At 55.0% G+C, this 26,180-nt stretch carries 22 protein-coding genes and 2 pseudogenes; 12 read left to right on the top strand and 12 right to left on the bottom strand.

All coding sequences use genetic code 11. From position 1 onward, the window contains the following. The first annotated feature begins 65 nt into the window (after positions 1-65). Entirely contained in the window at positions 66-1,709 is a 1,644-nt protein-coding gene (locus HB631_RS01760; RefSeq protein ID WP_213989435.1) for a cyclic peptide export ABC transporter, read from the top strand. A gap of 57 nt (positions 1,710-1,766) precedes the next feature. On the opposite strand, the gene HB631_RS01765 is transcribed toward HB631_RS01760, so the two are convergent. The 7 genes and pseudogenes from HB631_RS01765 to HB631_RS01795 form a co-directional block, all read right to left on the bottom strand. Further along, entirely contained in the window at positions 1,767-2,462 is a 696-nt protein-coding gene (locus HB631_RS01765) for a 4-carboxy-4-hydroxy-2-oxoadipate aldolase/oxaloacetate decarboxylase (protein ID WP_213989436.1), read from the bottom strand. 9 nt (positions 2,463-2,471) lie between these two features. Continuing rightward, positions 2,472-3,497, bottom strand: coding sequence for an amidohydrolase family protein (locus HB631_RS01770; RefSeq protein ID WP_213989437.1), 1,026 nt, complete (start codon positions 3,495-3,497; stop codon positions 2,472-2,474). Then, positions 3,494-4,771 (bottom strand): MFS transporter, encoded by a 1,278-nt coding sequence (locus HB631_RS01775; protein ID WP_213989438.1) that lies wholly within the window; start codon positions 4,769-4,771, stop codon positions 3,494-3,496. Before HB631_RS01775 ends, HB631_RS01770 begins: the two co-directional genes overlap by 4 nt. A 161-nt stretch (positions 4,772-4,932) precedes the next feature. Then, positions 4,933-5,682 (bottom strand): IclR family transcriptional regulator, encoded by a 750-nt coding sequence (locus HB631_RS01780; RefSeq protein WP_213989439.1) that lies wholly within the window; start codon positions 5,680-5,682, stop codon positions 4,933-4,935. 119 nt (positions 5,683-5,801) lie between these two features. Next, the gene (locus HB631_RS01785) at positions 5,802-6,518 is read right to left on the bottom strand and encodes a DUF554 domain-containing protein (protein ID WP_213989440.1); all 717 of its coding nucleotides are present in this window, start codon (positions 6,516-6,518) and stop codon (positions 5,802-5,804) included. Positions 6,519-6,617: 99 nt separating this feature from the next. Continuing rightward, a pseudogene (locus HB631_RS01790) lies at positions 6,618-6,866 on the bottom strand (flavoprotein); the annotation flags it as partial. An 8-nt stretch (positions 6,867-6,874) separates the two neighbouring features. After that, positions 6,875-8,374 carry a UbiD family decarboxylase gene (locus HB631_RS01795; protein ID WP_213989441.1) on the bottom strand — a complete coding sequence of 500 codons (1,500 nt, stop codon included), beginning with the start codon at positions 8,372-8,374 and terminating at the stop codon, positions 6,875-6,877. A gap of 293 nt (positions 8,375-8,667) precedes the next feature. Here HB631_RS01795 and HB631_RS01800 point away from each other — a divergent pair, with 293 nt between their 5' ends. Next, positions 8,668-9,588 (top strand): LysR family transcriptional regulator, encoded by a 921-nt coding sequence (locus HB631_RS01800; protein WP_345945684.1) that lies wholly within the window; start codon positions 8,668-8,670, stop codon positions 9,586-9,588. Positions 9,589-9,727: 139 nt separating this feature from the next. On the opposite strand, the gene HB631_RS01805 is transcribed toward HB631_RS01800, so the two are convergent. Both HB631_RS01805 and HB631_RS01810 read right to left on the bottom strand, forming a co-directional pair. Continuing rightward, the gene (locus tag HB631_RS01805) at positions 9,728-10,855 is read right to left on the bottom strand and encodes an enolase C-terminal domain-like protein (RefSeq protein ID WP_213989442.1); all 1,128 of its coding nucleotides are present in this window, start codon (positions 10,853-10,855) and stop codon (positions 9,728-9,730) included. Beyond that, on the bottom strand, positions 10,836-11,552 hold the full coding sequence (locus HB631_RS01810) for a GntR family transcriptional regulator (RefSeq protein ID WP_213989443.1): 717 nt from the start codon (positions 11,550-11,552) through the stop codon (positions 10,836-10,838). The genes HB631_RS01805 and HB631_RS01810 overlap by 20 nt, the downstream gene beginning before the upstream one ends. 149 nt (positions 11,553-11,701) lie before the next feature. On the opposite strand from HB631_RS01810, the gene HB631_RS01815 reads away from it, so the two are divergent. Genes HB631_RS01815 through HB631_RS01835 form a run of 5 tightly spaced genes read left to right on the top strand, consistent with a single transcriptional unit; the run spans position 11,702 to position 16,998 of the window. After that, on the top strand, positions 11,702-13,222 hold the full coding sequence (locus HB631_RS01815) for an ABC transporter substrate-binding protein (RefSeq protein WP_213989444.1): 1,521 nt from the start codon (positions 11,702-11,704) through the stop codon (positions 13,220-13,222). A 26-nt stretch (positions 13,223-13,248) separates the two neighbouring features. Continuing rightward, positions 13,249-14,205: an ABC transporter permease gene (locus HB631_RS01820; protein ID WP_213989445.1), complete on the top strand. Its 957-nt coding sequence runs from the start codon at positions 13,249-13,251 to the stop codon at positions 14,203-14,205. Further along, complete coding sequence (locus HB631_RS01825; protein WP_213989446.1) at positions 14,205-15,095, top strand: ABC transporter permease; 891 nt, start codon at positions 14,205-14,207, stop codon at positions 15,093-15,095. The genes HB631_RS01820 and HB631_RS01825 overlap by 1 nt, the downstream gene beginning before the upstream one ends. Beyond that, a complete protein-coding gene (locus tag HB631_RS01830) occupies positions 15,082-16,134 on the top strand; it encodes an ABC transporter ATP-binding protein (RefSeq protein ID WP_213989447.1) in 1,053 nt (350 codons plus the stop codon). Before HB631_RS01825 ends, HB631_RS01830 begins: the two co-directional genes overlap by 14 nt. 30 nt (positions 16,135-16,164) lie before the next feature. After that, entirely contained in the window at positions 16,165-16,998 is an 834-nt protein-coding gene (locus tag HB631_RS01835; protein ID WP_213989695.1) for an ATP-binding cassette domain-containing protein, read from the top strand. 186 nt (positions 16,999-17,184) lie between these two features. Here HB631_RS01835 and HB631_RS01840 read toward each other — a convergent pair. Then, positions 17,185-17,247 (bottom strand): annotated as a pseudogene (locus HB631_RS01840) (Rdx family protein); the annotation flags it as partial. A 917-nt stretch (positions 17,248-18,164) separates the two neighbouring features. Between HB631_RS01840 and HB631_RS01845 the strand changes: the two are divergent. Further along, the gene (locus HB631_RS01845) at positions 18,165-18,827 is read left to right on the top strand and encodes a trypsin-like peptidase domain-containing protein (RefSeq protein WP_213989448.1); all 663 of its coding nucleotides are present in this window, start codon (positions 18,165-18,167) and stop codon (positions 18,825-18,827) included. Positions 18,828-18,998: 171 nt separating this feature from the next. Here HB631_RS01845 and HB631_RS01850 read toward each other — a convergent pair whose 3' ends face one another. Both HB631_RS01850 and HB631_RS01855 read right to left on the bottom strand, forming a co-directional pair. Next, a complete protein-coding gene (locus tag HB631_RS01850; protein ID WP_213989449.1) occupies positions 18,999-19,991 on the bottom strand; it encodes a helix-turn-helix domain-containing protein in 993 nt (330 codons plus the stop codon). A 760-nt stretch (positions 19,992-20,751) separates the two neighbouring features. After that, on the bottom strand, positions 20,752-21,801 hold the full coding sequence (locus HB631_RS01855; protein WP_213989450.1) for a LacI family DNA-binding transcriptional regulator: 1,050 nt from the start codon (positions 21,799-21,801) through the stop codon (positions 20,752-20,754). A gap of 109 nt (positions 21,802-21,910) precedes the next feature. On the opposite strand from HB631_RS01855, the gene HB631_RS01860 reads away from it, so the two are divergent. The 4 genes from HB631_RS01860 to HB631_RS01875 are packed head-to-tail and all read left to right on the top strand — an operon-like array spanning position 21,911 to position 26,094. Continuing rightward, positions 21,911-23,062, top strand: a complete 1,152-nt coding sequence (locus HB631_RS01860; RefSeq protein ID WP_213989451.1) for an ATP-binding cassette domain-containing protein — start codon at positions 21,911-21,913, stop codon at positions 23,060-23,062. A 16-nt stretch (positions 23,063-23,078) separates the two neighbouring features. Continuing rightward, positions 23,079-24,314, top strand: a complete 1,236-nt coding sequence (locus tag HB631_RS01865; protein ID WP_213989452.1) for an extracellular solute-binding protein — start codon at positions 23,079-23,081, stop codon at positions 24,312-24,314. 37 nt (positions 24,315-24,351) lie between these two features. Continuing rightward, the gene (locus HB631_RS01870; RefSeq protein ID WP_213989453.1) at positions 24,352-25,227 is read left to right on the top strand and encodes a sugar ABC transporter permease; all 876 of its coding nucleotides are present in this window, start codon (positions 24,352-24,354) and stop codon (positions 25,225-25,227) included. Between the two features lie 15 nt (positions 25,228-25,242). Continuing rightward, positions 25,243-26,094 carry a carbohydrate ABC transporter permease gene (locus HB631_RS01875; protein WP_213989454.1) on the top strand — a complete coding sequence of 284 codons (852 nt, stop codon included), beginning with the start codon at positions 25,243-25,245 and terminating at the stop codon, positions 26,092-26,094. Positions 26,095-26,180: the final 86 nt, after the last annotated feature.

Raw genomic sequence — 26,180 nt, forward strand, 5'->3', positions numbered from 1 at the left:
TTGATATGTCACCGTGCCCTTGAGCACAGAGCGCCCCATTACCGGGAATTTGTCAGGAGCTGAAAATGATGGATGCCGATACCGGCACTCCGGCATCACACATGATGGCGGAAGTATTGCGATTGCTTAAACCCTTTTGGCCGGTGGTGGCGACGGCGACCCTGCTCGGCATCGTGGGCGGCTTGACCACCACCGGACTGCTGGCACGCATTAACCAGACGCTGCAACGGGGCGAATTGTCACCGGGTTTTTGGCTGAACTTTACCGCACTGCTGTCCGTCAGCGTGGTGGGTACCGCCGTGGCCGGTGTCCTGAACAGTCTGATCGGACAAAAAATCATTGCCTCGCTGCGCAAGGATATTTCATCGCGCATCCTGCGCGCGCCCCTGGATGCCATTGAGCGTTACCGTTCCCATCGGCTTTTGGCCACTCTGAATAATGATATCGATACCGTCAGTGCTTTCACCTTCAATTTCTCGGCTTATGCCATTGCCCTGGCGATGACACTGGGGGGGCTAATCTATCTGTCATGGCTGTCCTGGACGCTGTTTGCCTTCTCGCTGGTTTTTCTCGCCGCGGGCATGTTGTTGACCGCGTTTTCGCGTCACGGCTGGATGAAGGATTATGAAGGGGTCCGGGATGCCCAGGACGATTTGCAAAAACAATACCGCGCCATTATTGAAGGCGCAAAGGAGCTGCGCATCAACCAGACCCGCCGGGCGCGGATCTTCGGTATTCAGCTCGGCGGCGCGGTGGATACCATTGCCCGGCTGAAAAGCCATGCCATGGGCCAAATGTGGATGATGAACGGCGCCAGCACCGCCCTGCTGTTTATTTTTATCGGCATCATGCTTACCGCACGGCGGTTCTTGGGGATAGATTCCGCCGATATCAGCGCCGCGGTTATCGTCTTGTTGTTTATCAAAGGCCCGATGGAACAGCTGGCCAACGCGCTACCGGTCTTGGGGCAGGCCTATGTCTCGATGAAAAAGCTGGCGGCGCTGTCATCGGCGTTCAGTAATCCCGAGCCGGATATCTCCCTGGCGCCGCCGGGAGAAGATGAAGTGACAATGTCACTAAATAGTCTTTCACTCGAGCAGGTGGGTTATACTTTTAAACCGAACGGCGGAACGGGTTTCTCCCTCGGACCGGTGAGCCTGGATATCCGCGCCGGCGAGTTTGTGTTTATCGTCGGCGAGAACGGCTCCGGCAAGACCACCCTTATCAAAATATTGCTGGGACTGTACGCCCCGGACCGGGGGCGAATCCTGTATGACGGCCGGCCGGTCACCGCAGCCGGGCGTGACGCCTATCGTCGGCTGTTTACCACGGTGTTCGCCGATTATTATCTTTTTGATGAGATCCTGGTGGATACGGCCCGGGCAGGCGACAGCCAGCGCTATCTGGAACGATTGGATCTCGCCCATAAAGTCCGGATCCAAAACGGGCGTTTTTCCACCACTGATTTGTCCACCGGCCAGCGCAAGCGGCTGGCGCTGGTACAGGCCTATCTCGAGGATCGCCCGGTTATCGTGTTCGATGAATGGGCGGCGGACCAGGACCCGGTGTTTCGCCAGGTGTTTTATACCGAGCTGCTGCCGGATCTGAAGAGAATGGGTAAAACGTTGATTGTCATCTCACACGACGATCGGTATTTCTCCGTGGCTGACCGGATTATTGTTATGGCTGATGGCAGAATAGCGCAATAGCCTTTTGGCCCGCATGCGGCGGGCCCAACCGGACATGATGCGCTCCGGCAATCCCTCTCAATCGATGTATTTCAGGCCGGCCTGCCGCAGCATGTCCCTCATATGATACATATCCAGCCCTAATTCCCCATTGGCGAAGCGTGCCCGTTTGTCCTGTTCATTATCTTCGCGTTTTTGCGCCGCATCGGCGGTTTGGGCGGCGATTTCCCTGGGCACCACCACCACGCCGTCCTCATCGGCGACCACCACGTCGCCGGGGTTCACCAGCGCGCCGGCGCAGATAACCGGCACGTTAACCGATCCCAAGGTAGCCCTGGCGGTGCCTTTGGCGCTGATGACGCGGGAAAATACCGGAAAACCCATCGCCTGCAATGCGCCCACATCCCGGACGCCGGCCTCGCTCACCAGCCCGCCGGCGCCATGGGCGCGGTAGGAAGTGGCAAGCAGTTCGCCGAACATGCCGTCGCCGTTTTCCACGGTACAGGCCACCACTACGATATCCCCTTGGTGAATTTGCTCCGCCGCCACGTGCAGCATCAGGTTATCGCCGGGCTGAGCCAGCACCGTCAACGCATTGCCGCATAAACGGGCGCCGGTATAGGCGGGGCGAATATGGGATCGCATCAGCCCGGTCCGCCCCATGGCCTCATGCAGGGTGGCCACGCCAAAATGACTCAACCGTTCCACCACCGCCGAATCGGTGCGTTCGATAGTGCGTTTAACGATGCCCAAGGCATTAACACGAGTTTGCATACTCTTTCCTTATCGGCTCTGGGCCGACAGTAATGTGTCCAGTCGGGGATAAACCCGGCGCGCATTATTCTCAAAGATCAGACGCTTTTGGGCGTCGGTAAGCGCCGCCGACTCGATATAGCGCCGGGTATCGTCAAAGGCGAAACCGGTTAGGGGATCGATGCCCCGTACCGCGCCGATCATTTCCGAGGCGAACAGCACATTTTCCACCGGGATCACCCGGGTTAACAGATCGATGCCGGGCTGATGATAGACACAGGTATCGAAGAAAATATTCTTCAGCAGCTTGCTCTGCATATCATCGATGTGCATGGCCTGCGCCAGTCCGCGAAAGCGGCCCCAGTGGTAGGGTACCGCGCCGCCGCCGTGGGGAATGATAAAGCGCAGCGTGGGGAAATCCGTGAACAGATCCGAGGTCAGGCACTGCATAAACGCCGTGGTATCGGCGTTAAGGTAATGGGCGCCGGTGGTGTGAAATGCCGGGTTGCAGCTGGTGCTGACGTGGATCATGGCCGGCACGTCATATTCCACCAGTTTTTCGTAAATCGGATACCAATAACGATCGGATAAGGGCGGTGCCGTCCAGTGGCCGCCGGAAGGATCCGGGCTGAGATTCACCGCCACAAAGCCGTAATCCCTGATGCAGCGCTCCATTTCCCCCAGGCAGGTGCGGGTATCGGCGCCCGGGGACTGCGGCAGCATCGCGGCGCCTGCGAAATAGGCCGGGAAAAGCTGCGTGACGCGGTAACATAATTCATTGCATACCAAAGCCCAGGCGGAGCTGGTATCGGCATTGCCGATATGATGGGCCATAAAGCTGGCGCGCGGTGAAAAAATCGTCATATCGATACCCCGTTCGCGCATTTTGAGCAGTTGATTGCTCTCGAGGGTATCGATGATTTCTTGGTCGGAAATCCGCACGTCCGCGGTATTAACGGTGATAGCCCGATCGGTGAGTCCGGCGATTTGCCGTTTGCGCCACGTCTCCAATCCCTCCGGCGCGGTGGTGTAATGCCCGTGTATATCGATAATCATTGAATTCGTTCCATAGCTGTAGGTTGGTCACTTTCCATAACGATATTGCTCAAATCCCGCCCTCTGGTTTCCGGCAACAGCATGGCGGCAATCACTACTATCACATACGATGCGCAGGCGCAGATTCCCATGGCCGGCCCGAGGTCCAGCTTGATGCTGAGCAGTCCCACCATGGTCGGCATGACCGCCCCCAGGGCGCGGCCGGCGTTGCCGCATAATCCCTGGGCCGAACCGCGGACTCGGGTGGGGAAGAGCTCGGCGATAAAGGCGCCGGTACCGGCGGCGGTGCCGGATTGCAGCGTTCCCAAGACAAAACCCAGCAACAGGGTGATGGTCAGATTGATGGGCGCCATGGTATACACACCCACCGCGATGGCCTGGCAGCAGGCGATAATAATAAAGGTTTTGCGCCGTCCCAGGGCATCGGCCATCCAGCCGTTCAGGAAGGCGCCGGCGAAGGACCCTAGAATATTAATGGCAAGATAACCGCCGACATTGTTGATGGACAAATGCAAAACAAGTTTCAAATAGGCCGGCAACCAGGTAATCATTACGTAATTACCGCCATAGATCCCGAAGGTCAAGAGAATGGCTTTGAGGGTCGTTGCGCGAAATGAAGGTGCGAAGACCTCCCAGATATTTCGGGATTGTCCTTTATCGGCGGCCTGCTCCTTTTTGTAAAGCGGCGCTTCTTCAATATTACGCCTAATCCACAGCACCAGCAGCGCGGGAAGAAGCCCCAATGCAAACAGGATGCGCCAGACGATATCCGCGGGAAAATAGTCGAACAGCAGGGTGGCGATAATCACGGTAATGCCGTAGCCGAGAGCCCATCCCGCCTGTAGCGCGCCCACCACCCGGCCCCGCACCTGCGGGTTGATGGTTTCGCTTATCAGCACCGCGCCCACCGCCCATTCGCCGCCGAAACCCAGCCCTTGCAGGCTGCGGGTCAGCAACAGTTGCCAGAAGGAGTCGGTGAAGGCCGAGAGGAAGGTGAACAGGGAAAACCAGGCAATGGTCACCTGCAGTATTCTCACCCGGCCGTAGCGGTCGGAAAGAATCCCGGCGATCCAGCCCCCCAGCGCCGCCATGATCAACACGGTTGTGCCCAGTATGCCGGCCTGGCCTTTGGTCATGCCCCATAAAGCTATCAGCGTCGGGATGGACAGCGCGTACATTTGCGTGTCCATGGCATCAAGCCCCCAGCCGCTGAAGCATGCCCAAAAGGTGCGTTTTTCCACTTTATTAAGGGATGTGAACCATTGAAACATCATTATTCCCGCCTTATTGCATCCATAGCTGTGCCAGAGTCAGGCATTGCTTCACAACTATCGATGGCAATTTTCCAAGGTTATGTCGTTTCACTTAACAACGGCGTGGATACCACTTCGCTCTGTACCGAACTCCAACCGCCTAAGCACGTAGTAATAAGGGTCTATATCGCGGCCAGCATGGGCGCCCCGTCTCCTCCTAATCGCTCTGTGGCCCGGGCCGCGATATCAAGCAGCGCCGGGCGATACTGCGCCATCAGCGCCATATCCAAACGGCTCACCGGCGCGACAATACCCACCGCGCCGATGAGTTTTTGATCTGAACCGAACACCGGCGCCGATATCCCCGAGGTTTGTTCATCACGTTCGCCCACCGAGGCGTAGGTATAGACGTTGCGCACGCGGTCATAGAGTTCGCCGGGTTCGCCGGAAAATGCCAGCAGGATCCGGCCGCCGGCACCGCGATCCAATGCCTGTACGTCACCTTGCTGGACGTTGACCCGCACGGAAAACTGCGAATTGATGCGAAACAGGCACAGGCGATGGTCTCCTTCGCGGATGTGGAAAGAGACGGTTTCACCAATCTGTTCATTTAATTCGCGCATCAACGGCAGCAGCACGTCGCTTAGATTCAGGTTGGCGAGGTAGTGGGTGCCCAGGGAGAAGGTGGCGGAACCCAGGCTGAACCGACCGTCTTCCAGACGGATCATCAGCCGGTGATGGCAGAGCGCGGCGGCAAGCCGAAGGACCGTGCTTTTGTACAAGCCGGTACGTTTGGAGAGTTCGGTCAAGGTTAATGAGCGATCCTGCTTTTTAAAGGCAAAAAGCAGGGCTACGGCCCTGTCGATGACATCCACGCCGCTGGGGGTGACGCCCAAAAGCTGCGGCGCGTTTTCCTCTTTTTTTGCCATCATGAAACTCCAATTGTTCTATCTGGTAGAACTTAATATCGTCTGATAGAACAATTATAGTGGGGTTCAAGGAGGATTCTGTGGTTCTCATCACAAGAAGAGGTATTGTCGGAAGGGTATTTTCAGGCGATATACGTCGCCCAGAGATAGGAGAACGGCATGATTAAGAACAGCCCGGGCAGCATATTGGCCACCGGGAACAGCTTGATACCGCAAATCCGCAGGCCGGTCGCCAGCATGATAAGGCCGCCCGCGGCGGAAAAGTCCGACATCATATCAGGGGTGGTCATCGGCAGGATAAATGCGGCAAGCGTAGCCAACGCGAGCTGGATAGCCAACTGCGGGATGGCGATGACCACCACCGCGTAACCCAGTATTGTCGCGAAAATGGCCGAGGTGAATAGGTCCAGCACGGTCTTGATATACAAGATGGAGGGATCCCCGGTCATGCCTTCATGCATGGCGCCGAAGACACCGGTGCCGCTGGCGCAAAACAGCACCACGATGGCCACGAATTTATCCATAAATTCCTGATGGGTCAAACCCTGGGCCGGCGGCAGGAATTTATCCACGATGCCCCGGGTATAACCCGCCGCTTTGCCGATGCCTCTTTCGACGAAGAAAAGTTCCCCCAGCATGGCGCCGATGACCATGGCCAGCACCACCGCGGGCATATATTTCACCTTGACGATAAGCATAATACCCAGGCCCATGGAACACAGGCCGAAGGTCATCGGCAAGGCCGAACGAATGCGTTCAGGCAATCGGGTGCCGAGAAAGGCGCCCACCAGGCCGCCAATCACTACCGCCGCCCCGTTTACATAAGGTCCAATTAACATTCCAAATCCTTAAAATTAATCATCCGCCGGTTCGCCTTGGGGTATTGTTGTCCTATCGCCATCACCCCAACGGGGCTGATTTTTCACTTCGATCCCCGGCATACCGAGCGTATGGAAAGATCCGCTGGCGATAGAAGCGCCGAGATTATCAATGGGGTGGACCTTATCCGCCAGGGAAATGACGTCTTCCATCCGATAATCGGTTTCCAGTCAGCAGGTTTTCTCCGCCCCCCGGGAGACAACCAGATGCACTTCCAGAACCAGCCCCTTCAACAGTTCAAGGGCTTTGACTCCATACTTGAAACCTGATGCCCCGCTTATGCCGATGATAATGCGCCGTGAAATCATGCTATCCCTTACTCAAAGTCCGGCAGGAACCGTTTGACATCCACATCTTTAAAGCGGGAACGTTCAAACTGCGATTTCATGCTAAAGGGGACCGTGCAATCAAAAATGGTCTTGCAGGACATGCCTTCTTGCAAAATGCTGGGGCTGTATGCCGGGACCTGCGACGGGTCGAGGGGATGGCAGCGTACGCCTGGAATAAAGACCGTATCCACATCCCCTTGATAGCGGGTTTGCATGGCCCACATCACGTCATCGCTGTCAAAAATGTCCACGTCTTCATCCACTAAAATCACATGTTTCAATTCCGGGAAGGCGGCAAAGGCCAGCAGGCCGGCCTGGCGCTGACGCCCTTCGTCAACCGCGGCTGATTTTTTAAATTGCATCACGGCCAGCAGTTTGCCGCCGCCCGCGGAGTGCGCGAAGACGTTGAGTAATTTACCCGGCATGGCGCGGTTAACCAAATCGAGGATACTGGCTTCCGTGGGGATACCCGCCATATTCACATGCTCTTCACCCGGGCCGATGGTGGTGCGCCAGATGGGATGCAGGCGATGGGTGACCGCTTTCACCTTGATAACCGGCAGGGCCGCTTTCGCGCCGCCGGTATAGCCGGGGAATTCAGGCATCGCTTTGCCGGTATGGGTGTTTTGATCTTCACGCAACCGCACGTTCGGCAGTAATTCGCCTTCAATCACAATCTCGGCATGGGCAATACAACGCTCATTGATGGTTTTACACTGGACCATTTCCACCGCGCGTCCGCGAAGGGACCCCGCGATGCTCAGCTCGTTAAAACCCAGCGGCGTTGTCGGCGGCTCAAAACAGGCGGCGATTTCAATAGCGGGATCCACGCCGATGCTGATGGAGATAGCCAAGGGTTTACCCGCGGCTTCGGCCTTTTGTCGGAAGGCATCGATATGACGCCCGGGCGTCAGCCACATGGAGAGTTCGTCGCGGCTTTGCACGCAAAGACGGTGGATGGTGATATCCGATTCACCGGTGTCAGGGTCGGACGCGTAGCACAGGCCCATGGTCACATAGGGGCCGGCATCTTCTTCGGTATTGGTGGGCGCCGGCAGCAGCGCGCGCAAATCGAAGCCGGCATCGGTGGCTAAATGGACTACTTCCTGACAGGGGGCGCCCTTGGCGTCGATAGTGATGGGCGCAATAGGCGTATGGACCGAATCTCTCAATAAAAAGCCGAGTTTTTCCGGGGCGCAGCCTAAAAATTGTCCCACACGCTTACGGGAGCCCACCAGGCCGATGGCGACGCTGATATCATCAAAGCCCTTGATCTTATTGAACACCATGGCCGGCCCGTTTTTGCGGGTAGGTCGCATACACGTACCGCCGGCGCCGACATAGCGGTAGACCCCTGACAGTTCGGCGTTGGGATCGACTTCCACCTCGGTGGTGACCAGCTCATTGGGCAGGGTTTTCAGCAGCGCAAGCGCGGAACGCAGGTCGTGTACCGGGTTTATATCGGCATGAGATTTTTTAGTAGACATATCTTTTCCCTACAGGGCAAGTATTATACCCGTCATACTTCAAGTTGCAGGTGCGTTGGCTTTCCTCGCTCACCCCAGTCACTTACTTGAGTAAGCTCCTGGAGATTCGCTGCGTTGCCGCCTTCCTGCAACTCGAATTATTTAGGGTAAATGGAATTTGATAGGAAAAATACGCCTATTTTAAAAATTCAGCGAATACCATTTTGATAATATATCTCATACCAAAACGGTTATTTTCTTTGACTAAAGGATGATATGCGTCACTATCTTGAGGTGCGTTTAATTTTAACCTAATCAAGGAGGTATTTACGGATCTTAAAAGGTTGAAGTATTTTTGCGTTATCTTTGAACAAGGGACTATCAGCCAGGCCGCACGTATATTAAATATGGCGCAACCCCCGTTGAGTAAACGTATACAGGAATTGGAAGAAGAACTTAACGTTCCCTTATTTTTGCGTAATGGCAGAAGACTGGAACCTACCGAGTCCGGATATCATCTTTATAAAAATGCCTGTGCCATTTTACGCGAGGTTGAAGATACCAAACGCGAATTAATCCTTATCAAGAACAGGGATAGCCGCCTGCTGCGCATTGGGCTTACCCACCTGTTCCAGTCTTATTTCAAGCCCTTGATCCTGAAGCTGCATCGGCTTAATCCAAACGTGGAAATGAGCGTTTCCGTTTCTGATTCCAGTAATCTTGAATCGTTGCTGCAAAATGGCCTGATTGATATCGCCCTGATTCAAAAACCCTCTCATAGCGAAGGTTATGATTGCGTTTCTTTTGCTCCCATCGGACTTGTGGCGGTTATTAATAAAAAATTATTGCCGGAAATACCTGCCGGTCCCATCCCCTTTTTATCCATCGGAGAATTTCCACTGGTATTATTGCGTCGGTCCAGAGATACCGGAACTTACGAATTAATTACCGATCATTTTCGTAAAGGGGGCGTTAATCCTAAAATCATTATGAATATTTCCCAGCCCGGCGTTATTCTCGACTGGCTGGACTCCGGACTTGAAGCCGCCGCGTTGCTCCCGGCCTCGGAAGTGGATCCGGCAAAGCTCTCTCATTGCCATGTCATTGATATTCTCTCCCCGCCGCAAATTTTTTTCCCGGCGGTGGTAAAAATGTCGGTGGCATCCTATATGAAAGAACTGATGGATATTGTTCAATCCGGCTATCCTTTTCCGGCCGGCGGCGCGGATCGCTAAGCCAACCGCGACAAACGCCGGGCTTAACACCGCCGGATAAATCCTCCCGATCGTCTTGCCCCCTGTCCCACGCACCGTAAATCTTGTCTTTCAGCGCGAGGATTTGCTGAAGCCTGATTTTCCAGGACATGGCCTCGGGCTAAACCGGCGGCAGCCGCAGCGGTGTTCCCAATCCCCAGGCGGAGGGCAACAGGCTTTCGCCGTTGCGGGGACGGGGGAAATCATCATCGATCATCTGCCAGAAGGCCGGCGTTTCATCAAATTGATGCTCAAGCAGATCAATGGTCTCACTGACGGCGCAGGCCACCAAGCTGGCGGCATGGCAAATCGGTCCGCTGGGATTGTGCGGCGCGCAGCCGATGCCGTATGCGGCGGCCAGGGACGCCACCGCAAGCACGCCGCTGATACCCCGAGCATATTTGACATCCGGCATCACCACGTCATAGGCCCCGGCGGCAAGCCAGGGGGTGAATAATGCCGGACTGATGAGTTCTTCCAGTCCGGCCAGCCGCATGCCCAGCCCGTTGGCTTGACCGCGCAGCCTTTTCAGGGCGGGGATGTTTTCCGACGTTTCCGGCAGCGGGCATTCAAACCAGCTCACCCCCAGCGCCGATAGCTCTTTCATTACCGCCGAGGCGGATTGCGCATCGAATCGCCAGTGGCAGTCAACATACAGATCGGCGGCGCCGATGCCTGCCCGGGTGGCCGCCACCCTGGACAGCCCCAGCTCCATCAGTTTCACCCCCTGGGGGGAACGGAGGTTTTCCGGCGTCAGCCCGTCAAACGGCGCGATTTTAATGCGGTTAAACCCGGCGGCGACGGCTTTTTGCCCCGCCAGCATAAAGCCCGGTTCGGAACGGTCGGTAATGCTGCGGTTAATGTTGGCGTAAAGGGGAACGCACTCGTGATGGAGACTACCGGTGAGCGCCGATGAAGGACATCCGCGCCTTTGGCCGCGAATGTCCCACATTGCCTGGTCAAGTGCGCTCCAGATTGCCGCCTGCTGTAACGTGACAGTGTCACCTGAAAGGTATTCGGTTAACCCGGTCCAATCCTGTCCCAGCAGCCGCTCCCGGGCGAGGGCATGATAAACGTCGAGGGCCGCCGGATGACGCACCCAGCTGGCTTCTCCCCATCCCGTCATGCCGTCGGACAAACGCAGCTTGATAAACGACCAGGTGGTTTTCTCCGTCACCGGACAATGAAGCAGTTCCAGCGCCTCAATGCGGCCATTATCGCGATAATCCTTATTGCGGCGAATAGTCATGTTGCTCCCCGGAAGGTTGTGGGTCGGATGAAAGGGCGCCAACCCGCATTCTGTTAAGCAATACCAGCTTCGCGCGCGCGGTATGGGCCGCGGTGACCGCCGCCGCCGATTCGCTGTCGCCGGCGGTAAACGCCGCCAGCAGTAGCCTATGGTCCGCCACCACCCCGGCAAAACGGCCGGATTCATAGCCGTAGCGCCGCCACAGCGCGCGAATCAGCCGCCAATGCCGCTCCAGAATAAGATTGGCGTCGCGATTATCGGCAATGTGATGGATAGCGGCGTGAAAATCCCGGTTTGCCAACAGCGCCAGGGAGGCGTCCCCTCGGGCCACCGCCTCCTCATGCCGCGCCCGCAGGATTTCCAGCTGGGCGAGATTCTGCGGCGTCATGCGTTCGGCGGCGCGCCGGGCCAGATAGCTTTCTATGACGATGCGGATATCCAGCAACTGCGCGACAAAGTTCTCATCCACCGCCACCACCCGCGCGCCCTTGTTCGGCTGGGTGACGATGAGTCCCTCGCTTTCCAGCCGGTGCAGCGCCGCGCGTATCGGCATATGGGAAACGCCGAAACGCGTCGCCAGGGCATCGATACGCAGCGGCGCGCCGGCGTCGAATTCCTGACGATTGATAATGGCGTCACGGAGCCGGTCGGTGATCTCGGTTTCGCTGGTTTTGTTTTCTATATCTAATTTCCGCATAACCATATTTGATCAAAGTATATGAATTGTGATCTTATTTTCTTTTATATGTCGCTACTATTCAATAGTATTCGAACTAAGCAAAGTAAAAGTTTGATCAAATATCGGCTTTGATGTTGATCACATCACAAAGCGCCATGAGGGAATGTATGAGATTGAAGAGGTTCGGCCGCTGGGCCCATGCCGTTGTGTTTATCCTGCCGTTGTTGATAACCCTGGGGCCGGGAAGTCTGAAGCTCTTTGCCGCCGAACGCGACCAACTGGTCATCGGACAAAGCGCCGATATCACCTCGTTTGATCCCACCGAACTGCGCATGGGCACCTTTGTCCTGACGCGCCTGCTGTATAACACCCTCATCGCGCTGGATGCCGACGGCAAGCCCCATGCCGAACTTGCCCAATCCTGGAACCGTTCCGACGACGGCAAAACCATGACCTTCAAACTGCACAAGGGCGTCACCTTTCATAACGGCAAGCCCTTGACCGCACAGGATGTGGCGTTCAGCCTGAACTACGCCAAAGATCCCGCCAACGGCGCCAATATCCTGCCGCTGGCGAAAATGATCAAAAGTATCGACACCCCTGATGACGATACCGTTATTCTGCATTTTGACGGCGCATCAGACGCGGTATTCGATTTACTGGATTTGGCCTTTATCATCGACGGCAGTCAGCCTAAAAACATCAAAACCGACGGCAACGGCACCGGCCCGTTTAAGCTCGGCAGCTACGAACCGGGGCAGGACGCGGTTTTTGTGCGTAATGATGCCTATTGGGGCGGCAAACCGACGCTGAAGAAAATCATCATCAAAATCATTCCCGATCAGCAGTCCGGCGTGATGCAAATGAGCGCCGGCGCGGTGGATTTTCTGCCTTCCCTAGACCGGGAAGCCGCGGGACAGCTCTCGGCGGCCGGTTTTGCCACCGGTGCCGCCACCGCCGAAGGCCGGGTCCTGGATATCACCTTTAATACCGAGGCCCCGCCCCTGGATAAGCCCGAAGTGCGGCAAGCCATCGGCCTGGCGCTGGATCGCGCGCGCATCGCCCATGATATCGCCGGTCCGTCCTCGCTGGTGAAATGTCTGCCCTGGCCGCGGTACAGCCATCGGGAAGCCGCCGGGCACGAGAAGGACTGCGCCTACGATCCGGCCCGGGCCAAGGAGCTGATTGCCCAGGCCGGCGCGGCCGGCGCCGAGATTTCAATTATGTCCCGCAGCCAGTCGGAGCCGCAAATCGGCGCCATGGCGCAGGTGCTGCAAAGCGCGCTGCAGGATATCGGCCTGAAAGCCAATATCGTCGAAATGTCCGAGGCCGCCTATATTTCCCGCTTCCGCAAAGGGGATTTCCAACTGGCCGCCCATGTCTATGGCCGTGCCGGTCGAGGTCCGTCCACCATCCTGCTGTCGGCGGTAATCTTTCGCACCCGTGATAATCCGGCGCAAATCTCCTCGCCACAGTATGCCGACGACATCGCCCTGGTCACCAGCCGTTCGTCCGGACCGGATACCGACCAGGCATGGCAGCGCATCGACAGTTTTATGCTCAAGGAAAACTGGGTGCTGCCGGTGGCGACGCTGCCGGTATTATGGGCCTCCGCCAAAGGTCTTAGCGGCCTGCGGTTCAATCTCGACGGCATGCCGATCCTGACGGATGTGAAACTCGAGAAGTAACGTCCTTTAACCCTGAGGGGTCTTTAATGGCAGCCTATTTGATACGACGAATCCTCCAGTGGATTCCGGTACTGCTGATTTCAAGCGTTATCGTGTTTGCGGTGGTGCGCGCCATGCCGGGTGACCCGGCGGATATCATTGCCGGACCGGACGCCGCCCCGGCGGATGTGCAACGCATCAGGGCAGAGTACGGCCTGGACCGTTCGCTGCCGGTACAATACATCGCCTGGCTTAAGCATATGGCCCGGGGCGACTTCGGCGTTTCTTACATCTATCACCGGGATAATAGCGAGCTGATTTTCAGCCGCCTGCCGTATTCGCTGCTGATCGCCGTCACGTCGCTGCTGACCGCCCTGGCCGTTGGCGTTCCTTTTGGGCTGGCCGCCGGCCTTGGCGAGGGTAAAACCATCGATTGGGCGGCATCGCTGTTTTCATCCCTGGCGGTGGCGACCCCCAGTTTCTGGTTCGGTATGCTGGGGATACTGGTGTTCGCGGTGAAGCTTGGCTGGCTGCCGCCGGGAGGGCTTATCCGCACTGATGAATCAGTGGCCGGCTTTTTGTGCTCGCTGGTGCTGCCGACATTGACTCTCGGGCTGCATGGGGCGGCGGTGCTGATGCGCTCGACGCGCAATGCGGTGATAGACACTCTTGGCGAGGCATACATTCGTACCGCCCGCGCCAAGGGGCTCCGCCACCGGACACTTATCTACGGGCACGTATTGCGTAATTCCCTGTTGCCTATCGTGACCATGACCGGCATTCTGCTGGGCCGCATGCTGGGCGGCGCCGTGGTAATCGAGTCGGTATTCGCCTGGCCGGGCATCGGCCGCCTGCTGGTGCAATCCATTATCAACCGCGATTACGGCATGGTGCAGGGGATATTGATCATCCTGGTGCTGTTTTTCCTGCTGCTCAATCTGGTGGTGGATATGTTATACGGCGCTATCGACCCGCGTATCCGCCTGGTACGGAGTCATCATTGATGAGTGCGGCAGCCATGGAGCCCGCCGGCGCCCGGCAGCAACGCCGCCGGTTCAGGCTGATAAAAGCCGTGCTCTCCAAACCGTCCGGCCTGTTCGGTTTTGCCGTGGTCGCGCTGATCACCCTGGCGGCGGTACTGGCGCCCTGGCTGGCGCCCTGCGGTCCCGATACCCAGTTCGCCGGGCTGCGGCTGGCGGCGGCCACGGCGGGCCATCCCCTGGGCACCGACGAATTGTCACGGGATCTGCTTAGCCGCGTGCTGTTCGGCGCGCGCATTTCGCTGCTGGTGGGGTTCGCCAGCGTCGCCGCCGGCGCCGGCCTCGGGATTATCGTCGGGCTGATTTCCGGCATGGGGAGCCGGATAGTGGATACCCTGCTGATGCGCGCCTGCGATATTCTGCTGGCTTATCCCGGCATCTTGCTGGGGGTGATTACCGTGGCTATCCTCGGGCCGGGGCTGATACAAATTTGTATTGCGGTGGCCTTTGTTAATCTTCCTCTTTTCGCCCGTCTGATGCGCGCCTCGGTACTGCGTGAACGGGAACTCGACTATGTTAACGCGGCGGTGGTGCAGGGCAGCGGCCTGTGGCGCATCATGCTGCGCCACGTCATGCCCAACAGTATCGGCGGGGTGATTACGCAACTGGCCTCGGCGGCCGGCCACGGGGTTTTACTCGAGGCGTCCCTCTCTTTTATCGGCCTGGGCATCAGGCCGCCGGCCGCCTCCTGGGGAACGATGCTCAGCAGCAGCCGGGACTACCTGACCGTCGCGCCGCTCTACGCGGTGGTGCCGGGTTTGCTGTTAATGTTACTGGTGCTGGGACTTAACCTGCTTGGCGACGCCATGCATAAAGCACTGGATCCTGCGGGGACAACCCATGCCTGGTCATGATCTCACCCCGCCGCAAGCGCCGCTGCTGGACGTCAAGGGGCTGAACATACAAATCGAAAGAAAAGGCGGCAACCGGCGGATCGTTACCGATGTGTCCTTCACCGTGGCGCGCGGGGAAACCCTGTGTATCGTCGGTGAATCGGGGTCGGGCAAGACGTTGACGGCACTGTCGCTGATGTCGCTGCTGCCGCCCAGGGTATCCGTGACCGGCGGCGGCATACTGTTTAACGGCCGCGACCTGCTGACCCTGGATTCCCACAGCCGCGAGCGGCTGAACGGCGATGAAATCGCCATGATTTTCCAGGATCCCATGTCATCCCTCAATCCGGTGATGACCGTCGGCCGGCAGCTTACCGAAAGCCTCTCCCGCCATCAGCCCTCCCTGACCCGGGCCCAGCGCGAAAGCCGGGCGGAACAGGCGCTGGCCCTGGCGGGTATCAGCCGGGGCGCGGACATTATGCATCGCCATCCACACCAGCTGTCGGGGGGGATGTGCCAGCGGGTATTGATAGCCATCGCGCTGGTGAATCATCCCCGGCTGATTATTGCCGACGAGCCCACCACCGCCCTGGATGTCACCGTGCAGGCCCAAGTGATGAAAAGCATGCGTGCCGCCTGCGAGCAGACCGGCGCGGCGCTGCTGCTCATTACCCACGATATGCAGCTGGTTGCGCAGTATGCCCACCGGGTGGCGGTCATGTATGCCGGGCGCATTGTGGAGCAGGGGCAGGTACACAACGTGTTCAGGTCGCCGCGCCATCCTTATACCCGCGCCTTGCTCGGCAGTATTCCCGGCCTGGATACCGACGTCGAGGGGGATCTTGAGGCCATCGCCGGCGAACCGCCGGATTTTGCCCGTTTGCCGTCGGGGTGCGCCTTCCGACCACGCTGCGGGTTATGCGCTAACCGCACGCGCTGCGCCACGGAAGTGCCGCTCCTGCGGGCGGGTCAGCAAACACCCGATCATTTGAGCGCCTGTCATTTTGCCGATGAACTGTCCCAACCGGCCAACGCGGGAATAGCCTCAGCATGTCAGTGATCGCACGTCAGACGAAGGAATGAAATCAACATGTCGGTGATCGCAGGTCCGATAAAGGAAAAAATCTCTTCACCGCCGCTGTTGCGGGTGGAAGACATTAAAAAAAATTTTCCCGCCGCCACGGGCTGGTTTGGCCGCTCCGGCGGCGGAGTAAACGCGGTGGACGGGGTGAGCTTTACGCTGCGCGCCGGTGAAACCCTCGGCCTGGTGGGGGAGTCGGGCTGCGGAAAATCCACCCTCAGCAAGATGCTGGTGGGGCTCACGGCACCGACTTCCGGGCGGATATGGTTCGACGGCGAGGAGATTACCGCCATAAAGCGTCGCCATCATGCCAGGCTGTGCAGCGAATTTCAGATTGTGTTCCAGGATCCCCTGGCCTCCCTTAACCGACGCATGACGGTATTTGATATCATCGCCGAGCCGCTCATCGTGCACCGCACCCATCACGGCGCCCGGCGGCAAGAGCGCATTTATGAGCTGATGGCCCAGGTGGGACTTAACCCGGGTCTTGCGCACCGCTATCCCTCAGAGTTATCCGGCGGCCAGCGCCAGCGCATCGGGATTGCCCGGGCCTTGGCCCTTAACCCGCGCCTGCTGATCCTGGACGAGCCGGTTTCGGCCCTGGACGTGTCGATACAAGCGCAGATTCTCAATTTATTGCGCAGACTACAGCGGGAATACGGGCTGGCTTATCTGTTTATTTCCCATGATTTGCGCGTTGTGCGTTATATGGCGCCGCGCATTGCCGTAATGTACCGGGGAAGATGGGTGGAAACCGGCGATAGACAACAGATTTTCACCGCCCCGGCGCATCCCTATACCCAAGCGCTGCTGTCGGCCCTGCCCGAAAGCGATAACGGATAGCGGTGGGGAATGAGTCAGGAATAACCCCGTTAATCTCTGATTGCGGCAATATCAATATCAGCGGCCGTTGCCGATATTCCCCGTATCCCTGATTTTATCGATATCGCTGATGTTATCGGTTTCGCAATTTTTACCGGGATTTTTATCGATATGTCCCGATGGGCGTTCGGGGAAGCAGCGGTCGCATTAACGCTGTTTCAACCGCGCCACGTCGGGAAATCCGCCCTCGTTTTTCCTGTCCCACAGCACTTCCCTCGCCACAAGACTGTTTAAAAAAGTATCAAAAAAAGGATTGTATCGTCGTAAGAATGATACATAGGAATTTTCCTAGATCATTATTATACTCACGCACTCAAAAAATATTATTTCTCAGCCTTACGGCTGAAGGTCGTTATTCAACTAGCATAGTTAAAAATTAAATAACATTATTTTCACAAACAGTACATTAACGAAGAGGTTTATGATGAAGTCGCCTTTCATAGTCTTTTTATGACATTAATATGTTAGTTAATCATGAAATTGAGTTGCGCTATAAGGGTGGCACTTTGTGAAAACGGGCCGGCCATAAAGCGTGGTGTAAAAAATCAGGTAAAGTGGTCTTTATAAAATGAATTTAATTATTTCGTATCTATTTCTTAACATACTAATGGTTTATAGCTTTTACCGTCATATAAAGTTTGTGAGCAGTCGGAGATTGACGAAATCAGCCCATTTACACAGAAGAGGGCATCACCGTTATGGCAAAAATAGCCTGTCGTTTATGCAGCCTCATTCTGTCGGGAATATTTCCGATAGCCGGTTTTCATCAATCCACACGTCTCGGGACGTCAGCAAGGCGGCCTGATAACGGCCTTATTTATCAGATAGTAACAGGGTTTTGGTTGACCAATGCCGATTGATACTGGCGGATCCAGGTTAATGGTGTTAATGAGGGCCAATACAGGCGAATGCGGTGAATACCGACTGATAGGTTAATTAGCCCCTATTTATTCAGCTGTGAAAATTGAAGCACCAAGGGGATCCAGGCGTACTTGTAAATAAATAAGTATTTCTGCGATATCTATTTCCAGAATATGTCATTCGGAAATAAGGCATAGATGTAATAGCTGCTGTCACGCTATTTATTTAAGCATTTATTTTACAAGTAGGCAAAAATGAAAAGGTTGATGTTAATATCAGCGCTGGCACTTTGCGGTTGCAGCGGGGTGGGCCATTATCATGTGGATAAAACGGCAAGCACCAAGGCGGATTTCCATTTCATCGGTATTCCCGTATTGGCGGGCGCGGTGGGCTCCAGCTTCCCGCTCACGGAACATTACAGTCTGACCGCAGGGCATGTTGCTAAAATAATGATGGTGAAGGTGAAAGCGTATAATCCATTATGCGACGTCGCTATTATCTATCATGATAATAAAGGCGCGACATTACCCAGGGTTGAATCCGCCGTAAAGGGCGAACATATAAATCTTTACGGATATAATGCCTATACCGCCTTGCCGACATCGTCCTCAGGTACCTTAAAGGAATTTGGCTGGTGGGATAAACCCAATACCAGTTGCCTGGTGGGGCTTACCGACGCCGGCGGCATACAGGGCATGAGCGGCGGACCGGTTTACGGTGTGGACGGTGCCGTTATCGGCGTATTTACCGCAACCCACCCGAAAAGGGACCAAAGCATTTTTGTCCCCTATCAGAATATCGCGGGCTGGATTAATCAGGAATTGCAGGGGGAGGATTTAGCGCAAATCAGGCAAGCGGAAAACCTGCGCCTGGTTAAGCGCACGGTGACGTCATTGCCGCTGGCGCAGGCCGACACCACAGGCCTTTGATGAACGGATAGGGCATAAACCCGCCAGGGCTGGCCGAGCGACCAGGAAGAAATGACCATCACCCTGTTGATATGATCGCCCGCTACGGTTCAGGGCGGTAATGCCTATACTCGGGACGCCGATGGGCAGGGCAAAGTGGCGTCAGCCCGCCAGGCTGGCGGCATGGGGATCCTAACCCTGTTTGCTTTGCTGCTCACGGTAGGCCAAGGGACTGATGCCCAGATTGCGCTGAAAAACGCGGCGGAAAACGTCCGCGCTGGTAAAACCGCATTTCATCGCAATCTTGTCCAGATTCATCGAGGTCATTTGCAAAAATCGCTGGGCTGTTTCCAGGCGGATATTTTCAATATATTTTGCCGGTGTGGTATTCAGCTCATGTTTGAATATCCTTATGAGCGTGCTGCGACTCATGGCCAACCGGTCCGCCAGCACATCAACCGTGAGTTCCTGGGCGAGATGTTCATGGATCCAGGGCTGCAGGGCTTTTATGTTCCGATGGTTTGAGTATTGGGCCAGCAGGGAAAAACTCAGTTGGGCTTGATCGGCGGGCCGCCGTAAAAAAAGCACCAGTTCCTTGGTCACCTCTCCCGCCAATGCCTCGCCATGATCGTCGGCAATCAGATTCAGGGCCAGATCGATCCCGGCGGACATCCCGGCGGACGAATAGATTTTTCCGTCCTTTACCCATATCGGCTGTTCCTCCACATGCACACCGGGATGGTGTTTGGCGAATTCATCCATCAGGCGCCAATGGGTGGTAACGTGTTTACCTTCCAGGATGCCGGTTTGCGCCAGCGCAAAAATGCCGGACGAGACGGTGCAGATGCGCCGTACCCGGCTTGCCTGGGTTCGCATCCATTCTATCGTCTCTGCCGGATACAGGCCGGAAGAGGCGATATTGGTGGTAACGATCAGCGTATCGATATTCGGCGCGCGCCATTTTTTGTCCGACAGCACGGAGTGACCCAACACACTGATACCCGTTTCGCTTTTGATTTCTTTATCCAGGCCGGCGGAAACCAGTTCCACCTGATAGGGGTAAAACTTCTCCGTAAGAGTATTTGCGATGCGAAATGCCTCCATCGGTCCGGCAATATTTAATAAATCGATGGGGGGAATACCAAGAATGACTATTTTTTTTGTCAATGGGCGATTCGGCATCATTAATCCTCTTCCACTATTAAACGGAAATAGCAAAGAGCCAAATTAACTTTTGACACAAATCGTCGGGAAATTGAAATTTCAGTACGCCTGGAATTATTTTGAGTAACCATTCGCGGCTATAACTTCCTAAAAAATATCCTTGGAAGGATAGTAATGTAAGTAACTGCTTTAGCGCAAGGTTCTGAAATAATTAGATACATTTTAATATTAAAGAAATATCCATTTGGATTTCCACGTAAATAATTGTGTAGCGGAAACGAAGACGCCAGTTATTCCCATACAATCTATATCATTTTTGGCAATTTTCCGAATCCTGGCGCAGTCCAGGATACGATTCATTTTAACTTATTGATAATAAATGGTTTTCAGCAACCATCATTTTCATTTTTCTTTATCAATAAGATTTTACTTAAAGTCGATTCTTTACATAAGATGCTATTCATAGAAGATATACGCCATGCGGTTAAACGTTTAAATGTTATTTTTATTTTTATAACAACCCTAAATTAAATATTATTACGAAAACCAATCGCATAAGAAATATTTTGATACATTTTGTAATTAATATAATAAGCATTTATTGTTCCTGAATGTAATGCCCTATTCGGTATTGCCAATTGATAAGTTTTTTGAATATATTCTGACTCAAACAAGAAAGCCTGCTTATATCTGGATATATTGTTGATTATATGTTATGAAATAGTTAATAACGTTAAAGGAGAATAAATTCCGCCCCACGTTGATAGTGTTTCCGCGCCCGTTATTTCTGAAACCGGCGGGGCATGGACGCCGGAGGTTTTTTCCGCTCGGCGGTGGATTGCCGCTTGATTAACTCCAATGTTTGAATACAGATCATCGGCGGCTGTTCCGGCTGTTGTTTGAATAATTCCAGCAGCAGTTCGATGCCCTTTGATGCCATCGCCGCCGTGGGTATCGCCACAGTGGTTAACGTCGGGCGTGACTGGCCTGCAAGCTGAATGTCGGTAATGCTCACCACCGACAACGTTTGCGGTATTTTGATGTGCAGATCCGCTGCCGCGCTCAATACACCCAGGGCGGGTAAATCGTTGGACACGAACAACGCCGTAATATCGGGTTTGGCGGCCAGCAGCTGGTGCGCCGCTTCATAACCTCCGTCAAAGGAATCTATACACACGGCGGTGAACCGTTCATCACTTTCCAGACCGGCGTTATTTAACGCCGCCAGATAGCCCCTATATCGGCCTCCATGGATGCCGTGCAACGGACTGGCGATAATGGCGCCGATTTTTTGATGTCCCAGTGAAATCAAGTGCTGTGTCGCGATTTCGCCGGCGCGTCCGGAATCAAACGCCACGCAGGGAATACCCGGATGCCGGTGAGGAAATTCCCAGCCGCTGATGACCACCGGCACACCCCGTGCCTCCATGTCTTTTAACTGGCGTATATCCAATTCACCGGTATTCGCCACTAATACGCCGTCTGACAGCGATCCCGCCACCTCATCGAGAAAGGCCAGTCCGCCGTCTTTTTCATAATCCGTATTGCATACCAGCAAAAAGCGCCCGTTACGACGGGCGGCAAGCTGTGCCTGCAGGGCGAATTCCGGATAAAAGGGATTGGTGATACAGCCTAGCATGAGCGCGAGAGTAGGAGCTTTGCGCTCCACCAGGGCCCGCGCATTCAAATTCGGACGATAACCTTGCTCCGCAACCGCCGCCAGCACGCGTTTTCGGGTAGCTTCACCCACCCGGCCGCGGCCGCGCAGGACGTTGGTCACGGTGGTGGGCGTGACGCCGGCGCGTGCCGCTACCTGTTTAATTGTCGCCATATTGTTCACACTCAGGGATCAGGCCATCAATCAAAAGTGAGATCTCTAACGATTTTTTATTATATCACTTGATTTAACGTTAAACCATTAACGGTTGAGGAGAGAGCCAATGGCCGCCATTACGTTACGCAACGTCTCAAAAACGTTCGGGGACAACGGACCCGTGGTCTTGCGCGATGTGGACCTGACGATAGGAAACCACGAATTTTGCGTGTTCCTCGGCCCATCGGGCTGCGGTAAATCTACGCTGTTGCGCATTATCGCCGGCCTGGAAGATCCCTCAAGCGGCGAGATAGCCATTGATGGCAAACGCGTTAACGACGTAGCGCCGGCGCAGCGGGGCGTGGCCATGGTTTTTCAAAGCTATGCGCTGTTCCCCCATATGACCGTGGCGGAAAATATCGGCTTTGGACTTAAAATAGCGAAAACGCCGCCGGAAGAGATTCAGCGGCGCGTTAAAGAAGCCGCGGCGATTTTGCAACTGGACACGTTGCTGGATCGCAAGCCTAAAGCCTTGTCCGGCGGTCAGCGGCAGCGGGTCGCCATTGGCCGCGCCATCGTACGTGAACCCGGCGTTTTTCTTTTTGACGAACCCCTATCGAACCTGGATGCCACGCTGCGCGGTAAAACGCGCCTTGAAATTGCCCGTATCCACGCGCGTTTTAATCATGCCAGCACGGTTTATGTGACGCACGATCAAATAGAGGCCATGACGCTCGCCGATAAAATCGTATTGCTTAATACCGGGAAAACCGCGGAAACAGCCGGAAGTATTGCCCAGGTTGGCGCACCCCTGGAATTATACCACCGCCCCAATAGCCTGTTTGTCGCCGGTTTTATCGGTGCGCCGCAAATGAATTTTCTCGACGCCCAGGTAGCGGATATAAAGGACCAGGGCGTGAGGGTCCAATTATGCCAATCGGGCGAATTTGTCATGACCCGGCAATCCGGTACCCATCTCACGCCGGGGGAGCCGGTCACCCTGGGCATCAGGCCCGAGCATCTCTGCATCATGGATTCAACCGCCGGACCTCCCGCTGATTCGGTAATAACCCGCGCGCTTTCCCTGGTGGAGCGCCTGGGGGAGCAAACCTATTTGCATTTCAATGATCCCGAGGGAGATCAAAAAGGCGCTCCTCTCATGGCCAAGGTGCAGGGAAACAGCACAGCCTGCCCCCCGGACCCAATACAGATGTCAGTTCCCGCGGAGTACTGCCATCTTTTTACCGCTGATGGTCGTGCAGTTCAGCACCTGCAATAACACCTCAGGAGACACTATGAAGAAGGTATTTCGTTATTCCCTATTATGGGCATCAATGGCCCTGGCGGCGATGGCCAATGCCGGTACGCTCAACGTCAATATCGCCTTTAAAGGGGCTAATCAGCGGGCGGTGTGGGAATCCGTTATCAAGGATTTTCAATGGGCCAACCCCGATGTGACGGTTAAAACCGCGTTTATAGAAGAAGAAACCTATAAGGTGCAACTGCCCGCCTGGCTTACCACCGTCGCCCCCGACATTATCAAATGGCACGAAGGCGAGCGTATGGCCTATTACGCCAGCCGCGGCTTGCTTGAAGATATTTCCGGCGACTGGACCGCCAACGGCTGGGATAAACAGTTCACGTCGTTAAAAACCGCATCATCCTATAACGGCAAACAATACGCCGTTCCAACCGACTATTATTCCTGGGGAGTCTTTTACCGCAAAGACCTGTTCGCCAAAGCCGGCATTAAAGCGGAACCCACCACCTGGGTTGAGTTTCTCGATGCCTGCCAAAAGCTCAAAGCGGCCGGGATTACGCCGATTCTGGTGGGCGGGCGAGACTCATGGACCCTGGCGGGATGGTTTGATTACCTGGATTTTCGCCTTAACGGCTACGATTTTCATATGAAGGTCATGAAGGGAGAAATCCCCTATACCGATCCTCGTATTAAACGCGTTTATACCGAATGGAAAAAGCTTATCGATAATCACTATTTTATCGACAATGCCCTCTCATACTCCCTTGATTCGACGCTGCCGCTATTTAACCAAGGGCAGGTGGCCATGACGTTGATGGGAACCTTCTTCTCCGCCGGAATACCGCCTGAAATAAAACAAAATACCGGCTATTTCCGCTTCCCCATTATGGATAAATCCATTCCCGTTGCCGAAGACGGTTCCGCCGAGTGCCTTAATATCCCGGCTAAAGCTAAAAATAAAAAGGATGCCCGCCGTTTCCTGGCTTTTGTCAGCACCCCGACGGTCAATGCCCAATTGGCGAAAGCCTTTGGTTCGCTGCCGGCGAATAACATGGCGAAAGTCCCCTTGGATTCCATTGCGCAAAAAGGATTCGACATTCTGTCTTCCACCACCGGCGGCATCGCCCAGTTTTACGACCGGGATATGACCAAGGAGATGGCGGACGAAGGCATGAAGGGCATGCAGCGCTTTTATACCGACCCCGGCAAGATGGATGAAATATTGGCCCAGTTGGAAAAGGCCCGGCAGCGGATATACAAAGTACAGTAGGCGCCAAGTTGATTTGCTGAAATAAGGAGCATGCTTTATGGCGAAAAAAGCGGTGTTATCCGTTCTGGCCCAGCGACGCCGCCGGGCGGCGTTTATGTTTATCCTGCCGGCGGCGCTGGTGTTCAGCGTCTATGTCATCTATCCGATTTTCAGCAGCATCTTTCTCAGTTTTTATAATTGGGACGGCGTCACCGATAAGGTCTTTGTCGGCTTGGCCAACTATCAGGAGCTATTCCAGACAGAGACATTTTACACCGCTCTCAAGAATAACCTTCTCTGGTTGCTGCTGTTTATGCTGGCCCCGCCCATCGGCCTCGCGCTGGCTCTCTACCTTAACCAAAAGGTGCGGGGAATACGCTTGGTCAAATCCCTGTTCTTCGCGCCATTTGTCCTGTCCGGCGTGGTGGTGGGATTAGTCTTCAGCTGGTTTTTTGACCCGAGCTTCGGCCTGTTAAAGCTGATTATCGGCCATGGCGTCCCGGTATTAGGGGATGAACACTACGCCACCTTCGGGGTGATATTCGCCGCGCTGTGGCCGCAAATCCCTTTTTGCATGATTTTATATCTCACCAGCCTCACGGGAATAAACCCTGAAGTCATCGAAGCCGGACGACTGGAAGGGGCCAAAGGATGGTCGCTGTTATGGCATGTGGTGTTGCCTCAGCTACGTCCCGCCACTTTCATGTCCGTCACCTTAACCGTTATCGGCGCCCTGCGCAGTTTCGACCTGATTGCCGTGATGACCGGCGGTGGTCCTTATGACAGCTCCACGGTATTGGCGTATTTCATGTATGACCAGTCGATTAAATACTTCCGGTTCGGTTATTCCGCCGCCATTGCCGTGGTGCTGTTTTTAATTATGGCGGTGTTCATCACGTATCAACTACGCCATCTGCTGCGTTCTGAAGCTTGATAGGGGAGGTCTATTATGTATCCGCTGCCCGTTGAAAAATGGCGACCGGCCAACCGGTGGTTATATAAAATCACCCTGCCGCTGGCCTTGATAGTCTGGTTATTGCCGCTATTGGCGGTCATGCTCACTTCCCTACGCTCAAATCAGGAGCTGATGCAAGGGGATTACTGGGGCTGGCCGAAACACTTTTCATTGGTGGAAAATTATAAAACCGTGCTGGTTGATTCGCCGATGCTGCATTACTTCTGGAACAGCTGTCTGATCACTTTTCCGTCGGTGCTGGGGGCGATGGCCCTTTCGGCGACGGCGGGTTTTGCCTTGGCAACCTATCCGTTCCGGGGCAATACCGCCATTCTGGCCACCTTTATCGCCGGTAATTTTGTCCCGATCCAAATCCTGATGATTCCGGTACGGGATTTGACGTTGAGGATGGGATTATACAATACCGTTGAGGGCCTGATTTTTTTTCATATCGCCTTCCAAACCGGATTTTGTACGCTGTTTTTGCGAAATTTCATCAAAGAATTGCCTTACGAATTATTCGAAGCGGCGCGGGTCGAGGGGGCATCGGAATGGCAACTATTCTACAAAATCGTGCTGCCGCTGATTGGTCCGGCCTTGGCCGCTTTGGCCATCCTGGTGTTCACCTTTGTCTGGAATGACTATTTTTGGGCTTTGTGCCTCACCCAAGGCGACGCCGCCGCTCCCATCACCATCGGAGTGGCGGGACTGAAGGGGCAATGGACCACCGCCTGGAACCTGGTGTCGGCCGGGTCATTACTGGCGGCGCTGCCTTCGGTAATAATGTTTTTCGCCATGCAGAAATATTTTATCGCCGGCCTGACATTCGGCGCAACCAAGGGCTGAACTTGCGCTTAATAGCGCGACTATTAATGGTGCGCCGCGTTGGCTACTTATATCCAAGCTCTGGCGAAAACTGCTGAATACTGCTG

The organism is Sodalis sp. dw_96 (genome assembly GCF_018449575.1).
Lineage (GTDB): Bacteria > Pseudomonadota > Gammaproteobacteria > Enterobacterales > Enterobacteriaceae > Acerihabitans.

Bases quoted from the DNA above. Each gene is read 5' to 3' on its own strand.
- HB631_RS01760 (WP_213989435.1), top strand. From the start codon at position 66: ATGATGGATGCCGATACCGGCACTCCGGCATCACACATGATGGCGGAA.
- HB631_RS01765 (WP_213989436.1), bottom strand. From the start codon at position 2,462: ATGCAAACTCGTGTTAATGCCTTGGGCATCGTTAAACGCACTATCGAA.
- HB631_RS01770 (WP_213989437.1), bottom strand. From the start codon at position 3,497: ATGATTATCGATATACACGGGCATTACACCACCGCGCCGGAGGGATTG.
- HB631_RS01775 (WP_213989438.1), bottom strand. From the start codon at position 4,771: ATGATGTTTCAATGGTTCACATCCCTTAATAAAGTGGAAAAACGCACC.
- HB631_RS01780 (WP_213989439.1), bottom strand. From the start codon at position 5,682: ATGATGGCAAAAAAAGAGGAAAACGCGCCGCAGCTTTTGGGCGTCACC.
- HB631_RS01785 (WP_213989440.1), bottom strand. From the start codon at position 6,518: ATGTTAATTGGACCTTATGTAAACGGGGCGGCGGTAGTGATTGGCGGC.
- HB631_RS01795 (WP_213989441.1), bottom strand. From the start codon at position 8,374: ATGTCTACTAAAAAATCTCATGCCGATATAAACCCGGTACACGACCTG.
- HB631_RS01805 (WP_213989442.1), bottom strand. From the start codon at position 10,855: ATGACTATTCGCCGCAATAAGGATTATCGCGATAATGGCCGCATTGAG.
- HB631_RS01810 (WP_213989443.1), bottom strand. From the start codon at position 11,552: ATGCGGAAATTAGATATAGAAAACAAAACCAGCGAAACCGAGATCACC.
- HB631_RS01815 (WP_213989444.1), top strand. From the start codon at position 11,702: ATGAGATTGAAGAGGTTCGGCCGCTGGGCCCATGCCGTTGTGTTTATC.
- HB631_RS01820 (WP_213989445.1), top strand. From the start codon at position 13,249: ATGGCAGCCTATTTGATACGACGAATCCTCCAGTGGATTCCGGTACTG.
- HB631_RS01825 (WP_213989446.1), top strand. From the start codon at position 14,205: ATGAGTGCGGCAGCCATGGAGCCCGCCGGCGCCCGGCAGCAACGCCGC.
- HB631_RS01830 (WP_213989447.1), top strand. From the start codon at position 15,082: ATGCCTGGTCATGATCTCACCCCGCCGCAAGCGCCGCTGCTGGACGTC.
- HB631_RS01835 (WP_213989695.1), top strand. From the start codon at position 16,165: ATGTCGGTGATCGCAGGTCCGATAAAGGAAAAAATCTCTTCACCGCCG.
- HB631_RS01845 (WP_213989448.1), top strand. From the start codon at position 18,165: ATGTTAATATCAGCGCTGGCACTTTGCGGTTGCAGCGGGGTGGGCCAT.
- HB631_RS01850 (WP_213989449.1), bottom strand. From the start codon at position 19,991: ATGATGCCGAATCGCCCATTGACAAAAAAAATAGTCATTCTTGGTATT.
- HB631_RS01855 (WP_213989450.1), bottom strand. From the start codon at position 21,801: ATGGCGACAATTAAACAGGTAGCGGCACGCGCCGGCGTCACGCCCACC.
- HB631_RS01860 (WP_213989451.1), top strand. From the start codon at position 21,911: ATGGCCGCCATTACGTTACGCAACGTCTCAAAAACGTTCGGGGACAAC.
- HB631_RS01865 (WP_213989452.1), top strand. From the start codon at position 23,079: ATGAAGAAGGTATTTCGTTATTCCCTATTATGGGCATCAATGGCCCTG.
- HB631_RS01870 (WP_213989453.1), top strand. From the start codon at position 24,352: ATGGCGAAAAAAGCGGTGTTATCCGTTCTGGCCCAGCGACGCCGCCGG.
- HB631_RS01875 (WP_213989454.1), top strand. From the start codon at position 25,243: ATGTATCCGCTGCCCGTTGAAAAATGGCGACCGGCCAACCGGTGGTTA.